The sequence below is a fragment of the Haloprofundus halophilus genome (genome assembly GCF_003439925.1).
GTDB lineage: Archaea > Halobacteriota > Halobacteria > Halobacteriales > Haloferacaceae > Haloprofundus > Haloprofundus halophilus.
Map to the genome: position 1 here is coordinate 545,394 of NZ_QQRR01000002.1, position 14,909 is coordinate 560,302.

A 14,909-nucleotide genomic window follows, 5' to 3' on the forward strand; every position below is an offset into this window, starting at 1 on the left:
GCGCTCTCAGCCTCAGTCGGCCGCGGACCGCGGCGCGTCGGCGACGCAGTTCCGCAAGAAGTTCTCGACGACGTCGTGACCGACGGCCGTCAGCACGCTCTCGGGGTGGAACTGGACGCACTCGATGGGGTGTTCGCGGTGGCGGACGCCCATCACCAACTCCGTCCCCTCGTGGTCGGTCGTCGCCGTGACCTCGAAGCAGTCCGGCACGTCCGTCGCCACGAGCGAGTGATACCGCCCGGCCGGAAACCCCTGTTCGAGTTCCGCGTAGACGCCTCGCCCGTCGTGGTCGACCGCGAACGCTTTCCCGTGGACGGGGTCGGGGGCGTGGCCGATCTCGCCGCCGTAGGCGTACACCGCCGCTTCGAGTCCGAGACAGACGCCGAGCGTCGGCACCTCGGGGCTCAGTTCCCGGAGCACGTCGAGCGTCACGCCGACGTCGCGGTCGTTCTCGGGGTGGCCCGGTCCCGGACTCAGGACGATGGCGTCGGCGCCGACGCCGCGAACCTCGTCGAGCGACGCCGTGTTCTTCAGCACCTCCACGTCGACTCTCTCGGAAGTCCCTCCGCGTTCGACCCGCGCCTCCGAGAGGTACTCGACGAGGTTGTAGGTGAACGAGTCGAAGTTGTCGACGACGAGCGCCTTCATCGCGTCGCCTCCGCTGGCGCTTTCTCGTCGTTCGCTCCGCGTTCGATGCGTTCGAGCGCGTCGAGCACGCCGCCCATCTTCTGTTCGGTCTCCTCGTACTCGGCGGCCGGGTCGCTGTCGGCGACGATGCCCGCTCCCGCCCGAACACGGACCGTGTCCTCGTCGCCGTCGCGTTCGATAGTCGCCGTCCGGATGACGATGGCCACGTCGGCGTCGCCGGTCCACGAGTAGTAACCGACGCCGCCGCCGTACAGTCCCCGAGGAGTGGTCTCCAGCGCGTCGATTATCTCCATCGCGCGGACCTTCGGTGCCCCTGAGAGCGTCCCCGCCGGGAACGACGCCCGGGTGGCGTCGAACGCGTCCGATTCGCCGTCGAGAGTGCCCGAAACGGTCGACTCGATGTGCTGGACGTGGCTGTACTTGAGGACGTTCATGAACTCCTCGACGCGGACGCTGCCGGCTTCGGAGACGCGGCGCACGTCGTTTCGCGCCAGGTCGACGAGCATCGTGTGCTCGGAGCGCTCCTTGGCGTCGGCGAGCATCTCGCCCGCGAGTCGACGGTCCTCGACGGGGCTGTTCCCGCGCGGACAGGTCCCCGCGATGGGGTTCGCGACGACCCGGTCGCCGCGCACCGAGACGAGCGTCTCCGGACTCGCGCCCACGACGGTTCGGTCGCCGTGGCGGAGCAGGTACATGTACGGCGAGGGGTTCACCTCGCGCAGCGACGCGTAGAGGCCGAGCGGATCGATCTCTCCGCTGAGCTCTCGGGTTCGGGAGATGACGCCCTGGTAGATGTCGCCGTCGAGGACGTGCTGTTTCGTCTCGCGGACCGCCGCCTCGTACGCCTCCCGCGATTCTGCCGTCTCGCGGCGCTTCTCGAACCCGCCGTGGTCGGGCGTCTCGGCCCCGGCGAGCTTCTCGCGCAGGCGCGTTGCCTCCGTCTCGAGTTCGTCGTAGACCGCCTCGGGGTCGTCGTCGGGGCCGACGACGGGCGTGAAGACGAGCGACACCGAGTCGGTGGCGTGGTCGAAGACGAGCGTCTTCGTTGTCAGGACGAACTGCGCGTCGGGCGTCGAAGATTCCTCGGCGCGGGCCGCGGGCCGTTCGACACCGACTTCCTCCAACCAGAGGTCGTAGACGGCGTCGTACGCCAGAAAGCCGACCAGGCCGCCGTCGAGGCGCTGGCGGGCGGTCCCCTCGCCCTCGTCGAACCCGACGCGTTCGACGTCCGGGAGCGCGCCGCGGAGCGCGTCGAGCACGTCGCCGTCGTCGGGCGTGACGTAGTCCGACGCGCGCCCGCCGAGCGACTCGACCGTCGCCCCGTCGGCGTCGACGGTGACGACGGCCTCCGGGTCGTAGCCGACGAACGAGTAGCGGGCGTGGCGGTCGGTCGCCGTCCCGGGCGAGAACGCCCCGTCGGGGTCGCTCGACGGCGTCTTCTCGGCGCTCTCCAACAGGAAGCCGTAGTCGTTCTCGTCCGACAGCGCCGCGTACGCCGACAGCGGGGCGGTCGACGGGAGGTCGAGCGTCGCCGTGATTCGGGCCACCGCGGGGCCGTCGACGCCGTCGAACAGCGACGCGAAGGACGCCCGAGTCCGGTCGAGCGAACTCACGCCGACACCTCCTCGCGGAACGTCGCCGCCTTCGCCCGGTAGACGAACTCACGAACCGCGTCGCGGTCCTTGATACCTCCGGCGAGTTCGACACCGCTGGCAGCGTCGACGCCGTACGGGTCGACCGTCTCGACGGCCGCCTCGACGTTCTCCGGCGTCAGCCCGCCGGCGAGGACGACCGGCGAGCAGAGCCGCTTCGCGAGTTCGGCGGTCGCCTCCCAGTCGTGAGTCTCGCCGGTTCCGCCCGCGCCCTCGTCGGTCACCGAATCCAGGAGCACCGCGTCGACGACGGGGTCGAGTTCCCGCGCCCGTTCGGGCTCTTCGGCGTCGACCGCGGTGACGAGCTTCGTCTCCGCCTCGGCGCGGACGTACTGGAGTTCGTCGACGGTGAACTCGCCGTACAGCTGGAGCACGTCGGGGTCGACCAGACGCGAGAGTTCGACGGCACGCTCCGGCGTCTCGGGCATGAGCACGAGGACAGTCGTGACGAACGGCGGCGTGGCGGCGACGAGGTCAGCCGCCGAGGAGGGCGTGACCTCCCGCGGGCTCTCGACGTCCGACGGGAGTTCGGTGATGACGCCGACGGCGTCGACGCCGGCGTCGGCGGCCACTCGGAGGTCCGCGGCGCGGGTGAAGCCGCAGAGTTTGACGCGCGTCATCAGTTGCTCCGGGCGGGTTCGGCCGGTGACTCCGTAAGCCGTCGGAGTTTCTCGGCGGCCGCGCCCGAGTCGATAGCCTCGCGCGCTCTGTCGACGCCGCCTTCGATGCTGTCGGCGAGGCCGGCGACGTAGACGGCCGCGCCCGCGTTCGCGAGGACGATGTCGCGCTTCGCACCGGTCACGTCGCCTTCGACGATGCCGCGGAGGTCGGCGGCGTTCTCCTGGGGGGTACCGCCGGAGACGGCCGCGATTGGTGCCGAGTCGAGCCCCATCTCCTCGGGCGTGAGCGCGTACTCGGTGATGTCGTCGCCGTCGACTTCGGCGACGGTCGTCTCGCCGTGGAGCGCGATCTCGTCGAGGCCGTCGCCGTGGACGACGAGCGCCCGCTCGACGGGCATGTGCGACACCGCGCGTGCGATGATCGGGACGAGGTCGTCATCGTAGACGCCGAGCACCTGCGCGTCGGCCCCTGCGGGGTTCGTCAGCGGGCCGAGCACGTTGAACAGCGTCCGCATCCCCAGCTCCTTCCGCGGGCCGATGACGGCTTTCATCGCCGGGTGGAACACCGGCGCGAGCATGAACCCGATGCCGTCGCGTTCGATGGCGCGTTCGACCGCCGGCGGTTCGGCGTCGATCTCCACACCGGCGACTTCGAGCACGTCGGCGCTCCCCGACGAGGACGACACGGAGTAGTTCCCGTGTTTGGCGACGGCGACGTCCGCACCGGCCGCGACGATGGCGCTCGTCGTCGAGACGTTGATCGTGTCGTAGTCGTCGCCGCCGGTACCGCAGGTGTCGACCAGCGGCGTTCGGTCGGGCGAAATCGTCCGCGCGGCGTCGCGCATCCCCCGCGCGAACCCGGCGATTTCGGCTTCCGTCTCGCCTTTCGCTCTCAGTGCGGCCAGCAGCGCACCGATCTGTGCCTCCGTTGCACCCTCGAAAACCGCGCTGGCGGCTCCGTGGGCCTCCTCGACACTCAGGCTCTCCCCCTCCGTGACGCGTTCGATGTATTCCTGCATGGTGGACACCAATGTACGTATTCGTGTTGTAGTGTACAAATCAGTACATCGGGATAAGCCTGTCGCCGAGAACCGCGGCCAGCGGGTCCATCGCACGCCGAACGCTCCTATTTGAGGGCGTCGAAAGTCGCCGACGGAACCGCGTTCCGAAACCTTCAATTACTCGGCGGGGATACGTGATAGTGCGTTCAGCAGGTGAGCGCCGGACTGGGTTTGTGGTCTAGTCTGGTTATGACACCTCCTTGACATGGAGGAGGCCGGCAGTTCAAATCTGCCCAAACCCACTACCGTTTTCGAACTCTCCGCGTCTCCGCTCTGAACTGATACGACAGTCAGTTCTCCAATCCACCGTTCGACCGAGAAACGACGGAGTAAAACGACGCCCGACGACCGCCTCGACAGCGTATCGTCCCTCTGCGCCCGTCGTTCGCGGCCCGGCCTCCCGCCCTTTCTCTCCGAATCCGCTGACTGACAGCCGAGAGACACATACCGCACGAACGTTATGTTTCTCCGATAAACGTCACAATTCAAAAGTTCAACCGATGAAAAACAAAGTAGTTGCGGAGTGACACTGGACGGGATGGGTCAAACACAGGAGACGTATCGGGTCCGAGGGTACGCCGAGTCCGACCGGAAGACGTTCTGTGACCTCTTCGGCGAGGAGTGGTTCGAGATAGACGAACAGTGGTTCGAGTGGCGGTATTCGAGTCCGTACCTCGACGAGAAGGCGATCGCCGTCGCCACGGCGAACGGGAAACCGGTCGGGTTCTTCCCGTGTATGGTCTTTCCGCTCCGGGCGAACGGCGAACGAACGCTCGCGCTCCAACCTGCGGGCGTCGTCATCGACGCGAACCACCGAAGGCGCGGACTGTTGACCAAACTCGCGACCTGGCTGTTCGAGACCTACGAAGGGACCGAGACGTCGGTGTTGTTCAACTTCCCGAACGAGGCCATCAGTCCGGGTCTCCAGAAACTGGGATGGAGGGAGATACTCTCGCTGACCTCGTACTTCCGCGTCCAACACCCGAACGCGCTCTTGCGCGCGCGCGGCCGAGAACTCGGTGCCCTCGGAGACGTGGCGCTGGACGCGCTCTCGAAAGTTCACCTCTCCTGTAGCCGGCAGTTTAGAGCCGACGAATCCGGTGTGACCGTCACCCATCACTCGACGGTACCGGCGGAGGAGTTCGAGTCGCTGTACGCCGAGAACATCCCGAACGCGATTCACGTCGCTCGTGACGCCGCGTTCTATCGCTGGCGCTACGACGCGCCGGAGCGCGACTACTGCGTCTACGTCGCTCGGCGCGACGAACCGGTCGCAGGCGCCATCACGTGCACCGAGCGGACGTCGAACGGACTCGTTCTCACCAACGTGATGGAGGCGCAGCCGATGGGCGTCGACGACAGAGATCCGGCGTTCGAGCGGCTACTGGACGCGATAGCGGCCGACCACCCCGAGAGCGACCTGATACGGGCGACGAAGGCGACGCTTCCTCGCGGGGCGGCGCTGCGTTCGGGTTACCTCCCCGACGACGAACTCCCGCTCTCGAAGGTCCGGAAACCGTCGACGAAGATGGTGGCCCGTCCGGTCTCGACGACCGGTCGGCCGTGGCGGCTGAACGGATTACCGCTCACCGACCCGGACAGTTGGGAACTCATGCTCAGTGAACGGGACCCGACGTACTGAGACGACCGCCTCAGAACGACCGCCTCAGAACGACCGCGCCGGTTCGTCGACCACTCGGTCGAACTGCGCCTTCAGTGCCCCGTCGACAGCGACGCCCGGTTGGACCGCGTGGACGCCGTGGAGCCGTCGACCCGCCGTCTTCTGCAGTACCGCCGAGAAGAACCGAGAGACGATGTCCGGTTCACAGTACATCTCTAAGACGCCGAGCGCGTCGGTGACTACGCAATCGCCCTCCGAGAGCGTCGAGAGCGCGTCGACGAGACGCATCCCGACACCCGTCACGTCGCCGGGGTGGACGACGCCCGAGAGAGTCACGGGTCCGTCGTAGTCGAGTTCGACGGGCCAGACCGACAGCAGCGTCGCGCTCGCGGGGTCGAATCCCGACTCGCGCAGCAGGCGTTCGAGCCGCTGCGGGTGGAGACGGGCGCTGACGACGAGGAGTCTGTCGGTTCGTGGTAGTGCCGCCGCGGGAAAGGGGTCGGCAGTGCGCACGAGCGTCTGTTCGCCCGGCGCCGGCGCGTTCGTCGCGTTCACATCTACGTCGAGAGCCATTGGAGATCCTGCGGCGTCGCCGCCGCGTACTCCCTCGTAAAACGGCCTCCCTTATCGACATACGCCGCCTACCGAGACCATAGCCACTCGTTACCGGATGGTTTGCTCCGCCTTCCGACGGCCTCGATGGGAGTCGAACCGACGGGAGACGACCGCCTCGCCCGCGTTCACTCGGTCTCTTCGCTCGGCGGTCCGTGCACGAGTTCGTGGATACCGACGACGAGTGACGGCACGACGACGATGAAGATGTGTTCCTCCAGGGGGATGCCGAGCAGTTCGACGCCCGTCCGCAGCGGAATCGAGAAGACGCCCACTTCGAGCGTGTACCAGTCCCACACGTAGGCGATGGGGTAGAGCACGGCGACGGTCTTGCCCGCCCGGCGGAACGCGTTCGCCCGCCAGAGGAGGACGGCCGCGAAGCTTCCGAACAACACTTCGGTTAGTAAGTACGTGTACGGTCCGAAGACGCCGATATCCGGAAGTGTCGTACCGACCAGCCGAGCACCGCCGACCGCCCGTATCCCCATGCTATAGCACACCATACCTACTATACGACGCGGTATCGGAAAGCAGCGGGGGGTGAACAACCTTCAAGCCCTCCGACGGTGTACGTAAAAATTGGACCATGGACATTACTGACATAGCACTCCAGGACTTCGTGGAGCTGGAGGCCGACACCCGACTCGGGAAGGTCCGGTCTGCGTTCGAGCGCGAGAACCCGAAGGGTATCATCATCACCGACGACGGCGACTACGTCGGGGTGGTCGGCGAGAAGCAGTTGATTCAGTCGCACATCGAAGACAACACGAAGGCCGCCGCGTTGATGCGCTCCGCGCCGCGCATCGACCGTCACGAGGATGTCCGCGAGGCGTCGCGGATGCTCATCGAGGGTGACACCCAGATCGCCCCCGTCTACGAGGGCGAGAAGCTCTGGGGCATCATCACGAGCGACGCGATTCTCGAAGCCGTCCACGACAACCTGGACGCGCTCACCGTCGAGCAGATCTACACCGAGGACGTGGTGACGATTCGGGAGGAGGACCGCAACGGGCAGGCGATAAACCGCCTCCGCGAGAACGGTATCTCTCGACTGCCCGTCCTCAACGAGAACGGCCAACTCACCGGCGTGCTGACGACGCACGACATCACCGAGTTCGTCGTCCGCAACGAGGCCCGTCAGGGAACCGGGGACCGGAGCGGCGATCTCGAACGGATGCTCGACCTGCCGGTGTACGACCTGATGACGAGCCCGGTGTTCACGACGAACCCCGGCGAGTCGGTCAAAGATGCCGTCTCCCGGATGTTCGAGAACGACATCGCCGGGCTGGTCGTCACGCCGTCGGACAGCGACTCGGAGGTGCTCGGCGTCCTCACGAAGACGGACGTGCTCCGGGCGCTCACCTACACCGAGGAAGAGCAGATGGACGTCCAAATCACGAACGTCGACCTGCTCGACACCGCCTCTCGGACCGAACTGGTCGAGAGCCTCACACAGGTGGTCGACAAGTACCAGGAGATGCAGGTCCACCACGCGCACCTCCGGTTCCACGAACACAAGGAGAAACTCCGCGGGACGCCGCTCATCCAGGCGCAGATCAGGCTCCGGACGAGCCACGGACAGGTCGCGGGCTCCGGGGAGGGCTACGGCGCGGAACACGCCTTCCGCGTCGCCCTCGACAAGCTCGAACGCAACGTTCTGGAGCTGAAGGGAATCAACGCCGACGAGCAGTACCGCGGCCAGCTGCTGCGGAAGCTCGGCGAGCTATAAAACGACCTTTTGCGCTGCGCTCGGGCGACTTCGTCGCCCTCGCTCGGCAAAAGCTCGACCAAAAACACTCCTCCTTCGCTTCACTTCGTTCCGCTCAGTCGTCGGTCGAAAATCGCGGAGCGATTTTCGAGCACGTCGGGGCGAAGTTCCGACGGCGGCCCGCTCGCTCACTTCGTTCGCTCGCGGTAGAACAGTTGGGCTCCCTCGAAACCCTCAATTGGTAACAGAAACGCCGTGATGGATACAGAGGGTGTATTCAGTACCCGGTACGAGTTGGGACCAAAATTTATTCGAGAACAGTACATGTAGCGAATCGGAATCAAGTAGAACACCAAATGAGCTCGAAATTCGAACCTGCTGATGAACCCTACGACACCGGAGATGTCGTTCATATTCATGCGCCAGACCCCGAGTACGAGCACCGTTTCGGATGCGAAGTAATCGAGATACACTGCGATAGTAAACCGACTGCAACGGTCGAAGACCACTCATACACTCTGTATGCGTACGGTGTCGAGTGCGAGCTAGATTCGAAATACCCTCACAAGCACCTAATCCCGTCACCACGCGGATACCCAAACATCAACGACCTACTCGGTGAAACACCAATTAACGGGGAGGAGTTTTTTGGGAAGTTCAGACGCCCCGATCTTCAGCTAATAAACAAGTACCTCACGTTAGTGGACGTTGAATCAGACCCGACGTTGGATTGGTTAAACGAAATCAGGAAGGGTGACGTGGACCGAATTAATTCCGTATTCGCTGAACTGTATCTTCTGTACTACCTGCGGGAAGTGTATGGTACGGAGCAGGTATCGATGAACGCGGCGCTTTCTGACGGCAGTGACTCGAAGGATTTTGACCTTCGGCTCACCACTGACGATCAGGATATCTGGATTGAGGTCACGAAACCCGATCATGCCTCGGTATTAGAAGGAGGGTTTGGAATGGGAACAAGGACAACGAACTCGATTGATAGGAAACTCAAAAACAAGTTCGGGCCCGCCCGTGACGCGGTTAACGACGACGCGGTCTTGGTGCTCGCGGTTTATCAGGAGGAGCAGATAACACAAAGTCTCGAAATCAAAAGGTGGTTTGAGGAGGATTACTACGATGTCGGCGATTTCTCAGACGGGTGGATAACGTTCACGTATATTGGCGACCCGGATTTCGAGTACCACGCATTCACTGAGAACGGTGCGTGTTGCAACGACGTAGTAAAGGCGTTAACCGAGGTTGAGGAACCTCGATAATACTTCCTATCAATCCTTCACGGACCCCTCTGATATTTGGTTTGGTCGGTGTGATGGATATGCGCCTTCTGTTCAGCACGACCGTCGAAACCTATCGTTGGGGGTTTTGACAAAAGACCAAACAGCACCGCTCCGCCGCTTCAGAACTCTTCGGTCGCTTCCAGTCCCGACCCCGTAATCCGGAACGTCACGCTCTCCCCGGCGGCTTTCGCTCGGTGTTTCTCCAGCGTCGCCCGGCGGTTGCCGCCGCGGAAGCGGTCGAGTCGGACGACGACGCCGGTCCAGTGTTCGAGCGTGTTGCCGCCGAGCGCCCGCGTCCGGTCGGTGTCGGGGTCGGTGAACACCTGGTTCGTCAGCACGACGGCGATGTCGTGTTTTCGTGCCAGAGAGAGCAGATGCGTCACCTGTCGGGCGACGCGACGGAGCGATTCGCCGCTCTCTCCGCCCTCGATAGTACGTTCGAGGCGGTAGAACCCGGTGGCGCTGTCGAGGACGACGAGGTCGGCTCTGTCGGCGAACTCCTCGGCGTCGCGGACGGCCTCCTCCTGTTCGGCGAAGTCGTACGCCTCGGTGACGATGACGCGGGAGGCGACGTCCTCGAACGCCTGCTCGTCGTCCGTTCGGGCCTCGACTAACTGGCGAAACCGGTCGATGGAGAGCCCCTCGGTGTCGATGTAGACGACGGTGCCGCCGGCGGCGGCGACGTCGACGGCCGCCGACAGGGCGACGTTCGTCTTCCCCGCCGCCGGTGCGCCGTACACCTGCGTCACGGTCCCGCGTTCGAGACCGCCCCCGAGCAGGTCGTCGAGCGGCGCACACCCCGTCGAGAGTGTTTCGGTCACACTCGGCGTTGGCGCGGTCCCCGGAAAAAGACCCCGGTCCGGCCCCGAGACACGCGATATACGGTGTCCGACGAGGCGACCGACTGGGGCGAACCGCGTTCTCCAGAGCGCCTCGGTGCAGATCCGGAACTGCACTTTTTACTCCCTCGCGGTCCAACGAGACCCGTGATAGTCGTCGCGACGGAGGATTTCGAGCTGTACCACGAGGCGGTCTCCGCGCTGCGCGAGCGCGGCGTGACGTTCACCACGGTCCGACCGGGCGAGGAACTCCCGGGCGCCGCGAACGTCCTCGTCACAGCGTCGGATGACGCCGTCGGCGAGCTCCCGGCCGAGGTGACCCACATTCGGACGACCGCCGACGACGTCCGGAAAGCCGTCGAAGAGGCGCTCGCCGTCCTCCGCGGCGGCGACCGACGGACGGTCATCGGCGTCGACCCCGGCACGCGGCCCGGAATCGCCGTCCTCTCCGGCGGGATGGTCGTCGCGGCGTTTCAGGTCCCGCTCTCGGAGGCGGTGGAGGCGATTCGCCGCGAGGCCGACGACGCCGTCGACCCGCTCGTCCGCGTCGGCGACGGGGCGCGCCTCCAGAGCGCCCAGATCGTCAACGACCTCGAAGACGTGCCGGTGGAACTCGTCGACGAGACGGGGACGACGCCGTACCTCGGGTCGGGCGCTCGCGGCATGGGCGACGTGCTCGCGGCGGTCAACATCGCCCATCTGGAGGGCGAACGCGTCGACTCCCGAGAGATAGAGCCGACGGCCGGCGAACTGCAGATCATCAAGGACCGCTCGCGCGAACAGTCGCCCGAGAACCGGAGCATCGACGAGTCGCTGGCGCGCCGCGTCGCGGCCGGCGAACTGAGCGTCGAGGAGGCGTTAGAGGAGCATCGAACCGGCGGAACCGACGACGCCGAATCGGTCGCCGACGACGAGAACTGACTACTCCTCGGACCGTTCGGACACCGCGTTCTCCGCGCGCCGCATCACCTCTCGAACGGCCAAATCCGTCTCTCGCGCCACCGCCAGCGCGTCGTCGAACTCGGTGCTCCGGTCGTAGACGACGCCGTCGGCGTCGCTTGCGACTTTCACGCTCACCTCGTACGCCTCGCCGCCGATCTCGAGCGTCGCCGTCTCGAATGCTCTGGAAGCGACCCAGCGGTGACCCGCGCCGTGTTCGCGCACGCCGAGCGTCCCCGTCTCTTCAGCCAATTTACGGGCGACGCGCTCGGCGTCGGCGGGACGAACGATGACCTTCACCAGATGTCCGGGACGCGACTTCTTCATCGTCGCCGGGAGGATGGAAACGTCGCGTGCGCCCGCGTCGGCGAGCGTCTCCTGCAGACCGCCCAGAACTTCGGGCGGCGCGTCGTCGAGATTCGTCTCCAAGACGGTGATCTCCTCGCGCGTGAGTCGGCCGCCGCCGTCGCCGACGAGCGCGCGGAGTACGTTCGGGTGCTCCGGGAAGTCGTATCCGCCCGCCCCGTAGCCCGACGCTCGAACCCGAATCGGCGGCAAGTGGTCGACGCCCTCGGCGTAGTGGGCGAGAATCGCCGCCCCCGTCGGCGTCAGCAGTTCGGCCTCGACGGGGCCGCCCTTCAGCGACCAGTCGGCGCGCTCGGCGATTTCGACCACGGCGGGCGTCGGCACGGGGTAGACACCGTGGCTCATCGACGCCTCGCCGCCGCCGGTCGAAAGCGGCGTCGTGACCGCCCGTTCGACGCCCAAATCGTGTATCAACAGACACGCGCCGACGATGTCGGCGATGGCGTCGTCGGCGCCGACCTCGTGGAAGTGCGTCTCGCCGAGGTCGGTGTCGTGAACCGCTGCCTCCGCCTCGCCGAGGATGCGGAAGACCGCCAACGCGTCGGCTTCCACGTCGCTCGGGAGGTCCATCGACTCCACGATGTCGACGACTTCGGTGTACTTTCGGTGCGGTCCCGAGCCCTCGGCGTGGGTGTGTTCGTGGTCGTGGTGATGTCCGTCGCTGTGGTCGTGTTCGTGGTCGTGGTGATGTCCGTCGCTGTGGTCGTGTTCGTGGTCGTGGTGATGTCCGCCGTGTCCGTCATCGTGTTCGTGGTGATGGTGGTCGTCGTGGTGGTGGTGGTGGTCGCCGTCGTGGTGAGGACCCTCAGTCGCGTGGGAATCGCCATCGCCCCGGTCTGCGTCCCCGTTCTCGCTGTCGCCGACGAGCAACACGTCGACCGTGGTCGAACTGATGCCGTTTTTCACCGTCTCCCCGATTTCGTACCGAACGTCCAGCGCCGCCTCAACCGGCGACAGCGCCGCGGGATCTGCGCCAGCGGCTACCAACGCGGCGAGAATCATGTCGCCGCTGGCACCCATCCGGCCGTCGAACGCGAGTGTGTCCATGCAGAGTGAGCCTCTCGGAGAGAGAAAAACCTCCCGTCGTCCGGCGGCTCGCTCGCCGCCTCCGAGTCGACAGACGACCTGTTCAGGCGGTAGCGATTTGTACGACGACGTAGTACCGTGACACACAATGACATTGGTACGTTCGGTTCGGCTGAGTACGGCCGAAACCCCCGGGAGCAAAGAACTTATCCCGTGTGACCGCCGAATTGCACGTATCCCCGCGAGTACATTATGAACGAAGTCCAACTCGAAGTGGCGAAAGCGTACCCGAACGACTCGGGGCGCGGCATCGCCCGTCTCGACCCGGACACGCTTCTCCACCTGAAGCTCTCACCGGGCGACATCATCGAAATCGAAGGAGGTGAGACGACCGCCGCGAAGGTCTGGCGCGCCGACCGCCAGGACTGGAACACCGACACCGTCCGCATCGACGGTTTCACCCGACAGAACGCCGATGTCGGTATCGGCGAACGCGTGACGATCCGGAAAGCCGAAGCCAAGAAGGCGAACAAACTGGTACTCGCACCGCCCGAAGAGGCGAGCGTCCAGTTCGGTTCCGACGCCGCCGGGATGGTCAAACGCCAGATTCTGAAACGGCCGGTCGTCGAACGCGACATCGTCCCCGTGATGTCGAGTACGAACCACCCGTTCATGCGTTCGCCCGGACAGGCGATCCCGCTCATCGCCGTCGAGACCGACCCGTCTGGCGTCTGTCTCATCACCGAGGACACCGAGGTCGAACTCCGCGAGGAGCCGATTTCGGGCTTCGAGCGCGCCCAGGGCGGCATCACCTACGAGGATATCGGCGGCCTCCAGGGCGAGATTCAGCGCGTCCGCGAGATGGTCGAACTGCCGATGAAGCACCCGCAGATCTTCAAGAAACTCGGCATCGAACCGCCGCAAGGGGTGCTCCTGCACGGTCCGCCGGGGACGGGGAAGACCCTGCTAGCGAAGGCAGTCGCCAACGAGACCTCCGCGAGTTTCTTCTCTATCGCCGGTCCCGAGATTATCTCGAAGTACTACGGCGAAAGCGAACAACAGCTCCGCGAGATCTTCGAGGACGCCAAAGAGGAGTCGCCGGCCATCATCTTCATCGACGAACTCGACTCCATCGCGCCCAAACGCGAGGACGTCACCGGCGAAGTCGAACGCCGCGTCGTCGCCCAACTGCTGACGATGATGGACGGCCTCGAAGCGCGGGGTCAGGTCATCGTCATCGCGGCGACGAACCGCGTCGACTCCGTCGACCCGGCGCTTCGCCGCCCCGGCCGGTTCGACCGCGAAATCGAAATCGGCGTGCCGGACGAAGTCGGCCGCAAGGAGATACTCCAGATTCACACGCGCGGCATGCCGCTGTCCGACGACGTGAACCTCGACCACCTCGCCGACGAGACCCACGGCTTCGTCGGCGCGGACATCGAGAGCCTCACGAAGGAGGCGGCGATGAAAGCCCTCCGCAGATACCTCCCCGAGATCGACCTCGACGAGGAGGACATCCCGCCGAGTCTCATCGACCGGATGATCGTCAAGCGCCAGGACTTCGGCGGCGCGCTCGGCGAAGTCGAACCGAGTGCGATGCGCGAGGTGCTCGTCGAACTGCCCAAGATATCGTGGGACGACGTCGGCGGCCTCTCCGACGCCAAGCAGTCGGTCAAGGAGTCCGTCGAGTGGCCGCTGACGACGCCCGAGAAGTTCGACCGGATGGGCATCGAAGCGCCGAAAGGCGTGCTGCTGTACGGCCCGCCCGGGACCGGAAAGACGCTGATGGCGAAAGCGGTCGCCAACGAGACGAACGCGAACTTCATCTCGGTGCGCGGCCCGCAGCTGCTGTCGAAGTGGGTCGGCGAGTCCGAGAAAGCCATCCGCCAGACCTTCCGCAAGGCGCGGCAGGTGAACCCGACGGTCATCTTCTTCGACGAGCTCGACAGCCTCGCGCCCAGCAGAGGGCAGGAGATGGGCAACAACGTCTCCGAGCGCGTCGTCAACCAGCTCCTGACGGAGCTCGACGGCCTCGAAGAGATGGGCGACGTGATGGTCATCGGCGCGACGAACCGGCCGGACATGATCGACCCGGCGCTCATCCGCTCGGGGCGGTTCGACCGCCTCGTGCTCATCGGCGAACCGGACGAGGAGGGCCGCGAGCAGATTCTGAAGATTCACACGCAGAACAGCCCGCTCGCGCCCGACGTGAGCCTCCGCGAGATCGCCGAGATAACCGACGGCTACGTCGGCTCCGACCTCGAGAGCATCGCCCGCGAGGCGGCTATCGAGGCGCTCCGCGAGGACGACGACGCCGACGAGATCGAGATGCGGCACTTCCGCAAGGCGATGGAGAACGTTCGCCCGACCATCACCGACGACCTGATGGACTACTACGAGCAGATGCAGGACCAGTTCAAGGGCGGCGGCCGCGGCGACCAGTTCGCCGAACGCGGCGGCGGTCGTATCGGCTTCCAATGAACCTTTTGCCGAGGGTGCGCGCCTACGGCGCGCGCCCGTAG

13 protein-coding genes and 1 tRNA gene are annotated in these 14,909 nt (G+C 65.4%); 6 read left to right on the plus strand and 8 right to left on the minus strand.

The features are described from left to right. Nucleotides 1-12: 12 nt before the first annotated feature. The 4 genes from trpG to trpD are packed head-to-tail and all read right to left on the minus strand — an operon-like array spanning nucleotide 13 to nucleotide 3,939. On the minus strand, nucleotides 13-648 hold the full coding sequence (gene trpG, locus DV709_RS12395) for an anthranilate synthase component II (protein WP_117594738.1): 636 nt from the start codon (nucleotides 646-648) through the stop codon (nucleotides 13-15). Continuing rightward, complete coding sequence (trpE, locus tag DV709_RS12400) at nucleotides 645-2,261, minus strand: anthranilate synthase component I (RefSeq protein WP_117594739.1); 1,617 nt, start codon at nucleotides 2,259-2,261, stop codon at nucleotides 645-647. The genes trpG and trpE overlap by 4 nt, the downstream gene beginning before the upstream one ends. Further along, entirely contained in the window at nucleotides 2,258-2,920 is a 663-nt protein-coding gene (locus DV709_RS12405; RefSeq protein ID WP_117594740.1) for a phosphoribosylanthranilate isomerase, read from the minus strand. Before DV709_RS12405 ends, trpE begins: the two co-directional genes overlap by 4 nt. Then, a complete protein-coding gene (gene trpD, locus DV709_RS12410; RefSeq protein WP_117594741.1) occupies nucleotides 2,920-3,939 on the minus strand; it encodes an anthranilate phosphoribosyltransferase in 1,020 nt (339 codons plus the stop codon). Before trpD ends, DV709_RS12405 begins: the two co-directional genes overlap by 1 nt. A 209-nt stretch (nucleotides 3,940-4,148) precedes the next feature. Between trpD and DV709_RS12415 the strand changes: the two genes are divergently transcribed. Together DV709_RS12415 and DV709_RS12420 are read left to right on the plus strand one after the other, a co-directional pair. After that, nucleotides 4,149-4,223, plus strand: a tRNA-Val gene (locus DV709_RS12415). 281 nt (nucleotides 4,224-4,504) lie between these two features. Beyond that, nucleotides 4,505-5,623 (plus strand): GNAT family N-acetyltransferase, encoded by a 1,119-nt coding sequence (locus DV709_RS12420; protein ID WP_198665716.1) that lies wholly within the window; start codon nucleotides 4,505-4,507, stop codon nucleotides 5,621-5,623. Nucleotides 5,624-5,647: 24 nt separating this feature from the next. Here the strand turns inward: DV709_RS12420 and DV709_RS12425 are convergent, their stop codons facing one another. Continuing rightward, nucleotides 5,648-6,175: a hypothetical protein gene (locus DV709_RS12425; protein WP_117594743.1), complete on the minus strand. Its 528-nt coding sequence runs from the start codon at nucleotides 6,173-6,175 to the stop codon at nucleotides 5,648-5,650. A 167-nt stretch (nucleotides 6,176-6,342) separates the two neighbouring features. Continuing rightward, nucleotides 6,343-6,717, minus strand: a complete 375-nt coding sequence (locus DV709_RS12430) for a lycopene cyclase domain-containing protein (protein WP_198665717.1) — start codon at nucleotides 6,715-6,717, stop codon at nucleotides 6,343-6,345. Between the two features lie 83 nt (nucleotides 6,718-6,800). Between DV709_RS12430 and DV709_RS12435 the strand changes: the two genes are divergently transcribed. Both DV709_RS12435 and DV709_RS17800 read left to right on the plus strand, forming a co-directional pair. After that, on the plus strand, nucleotides 6,801-7,943 hold the full coding sequence (locus DV709_RS12435; protein ID WP_117594745.1) for a CBS domain-containing protein: 1,143 nt from the start codon (nucleotides 6,801-6,803) through the stop codon (nucleotides 7,941-7,943). Nucleotides 7,944-8,278: 335 nt separating this feature from the next. Next, entirely contained in the window at nucleotides 8,279-9,196 is a 918-nt protein-coding gene (locus tag DV709_RS17800) for a hypothetical protein (RefSeq protein WP_157972733.1), read from the plus strand. A gap of 140 nt (nucleotides 9,197-9,336) precedes the next feature. Here the strand turns inward: DV709_RS17800 and radB are convergent, their stop codons facing one another. Then, nucleotides 9,337-10,038: a DNA repair and recombination protein RadB gene (radB, locus tag DV709_RS12450; RefSeq protein WP_117594748.1), complete on the minus strand. Its 702-nt coding sequence runs from the start codon at nucleotides 10,036-10,038 to the stop codon at nucleotides 9,337-9,339. Nucleotides 10,039-10,203: 165 nt separating this feature from the next. Here radB and DV709_RS12455 point away from each other — a divergent pair, with 165 nt between their 5' ends. Then, the gene (locus DV709_RS12455; protein ID WP_117594749.1) at nucleotides 10,204-10,977 is read left to right on the plus strand and encodes a hypothetical protein; all 774 of its coding nucleotides are present in this window, start codon (nucleotides 10,204-10,206) and stop codon (nucleotides 10,975-10,977) included. Here DV709_RS12455 and larC read toward each other — a convergent pair whose 3' ends face one another. Beyond that, the gene (gene larC / locus DV709_RS12460) at nucleotides 10,978-12,408 is read right to left on the minus strand and encodes a nickel pincer cofactor biosynthesis protein LarC (RefSeq protein WP_117594750.1); all 1,431 of its coding nucleotides are present in this window, start codon (nucleotides 12,406-12,408) and stop codon (nucleotides 10,978-10,980) included. A 231-nt stretch (nucleotides 12,409-12,639) separates the two neighbouring features. On the opposite strand from larC, the gene DV709_RS12465 reads away from it, so the two are divergent. Beyond that, on the plus strand, nucleotides 12,640-14,868 hold the full coding sequence (locus DV709_RS12465) for a CDC48 family AAA ATPase (RefSeq protein ID WP_117594751.1): 2,229 nt from the start codon (nucleotides 12,640-12,642) through the stop codon (nucleotides 14,866-14,868). The last annotated feature ends 41 nt before the right edge of the window (nucleotides 14,869-14,909 follow it).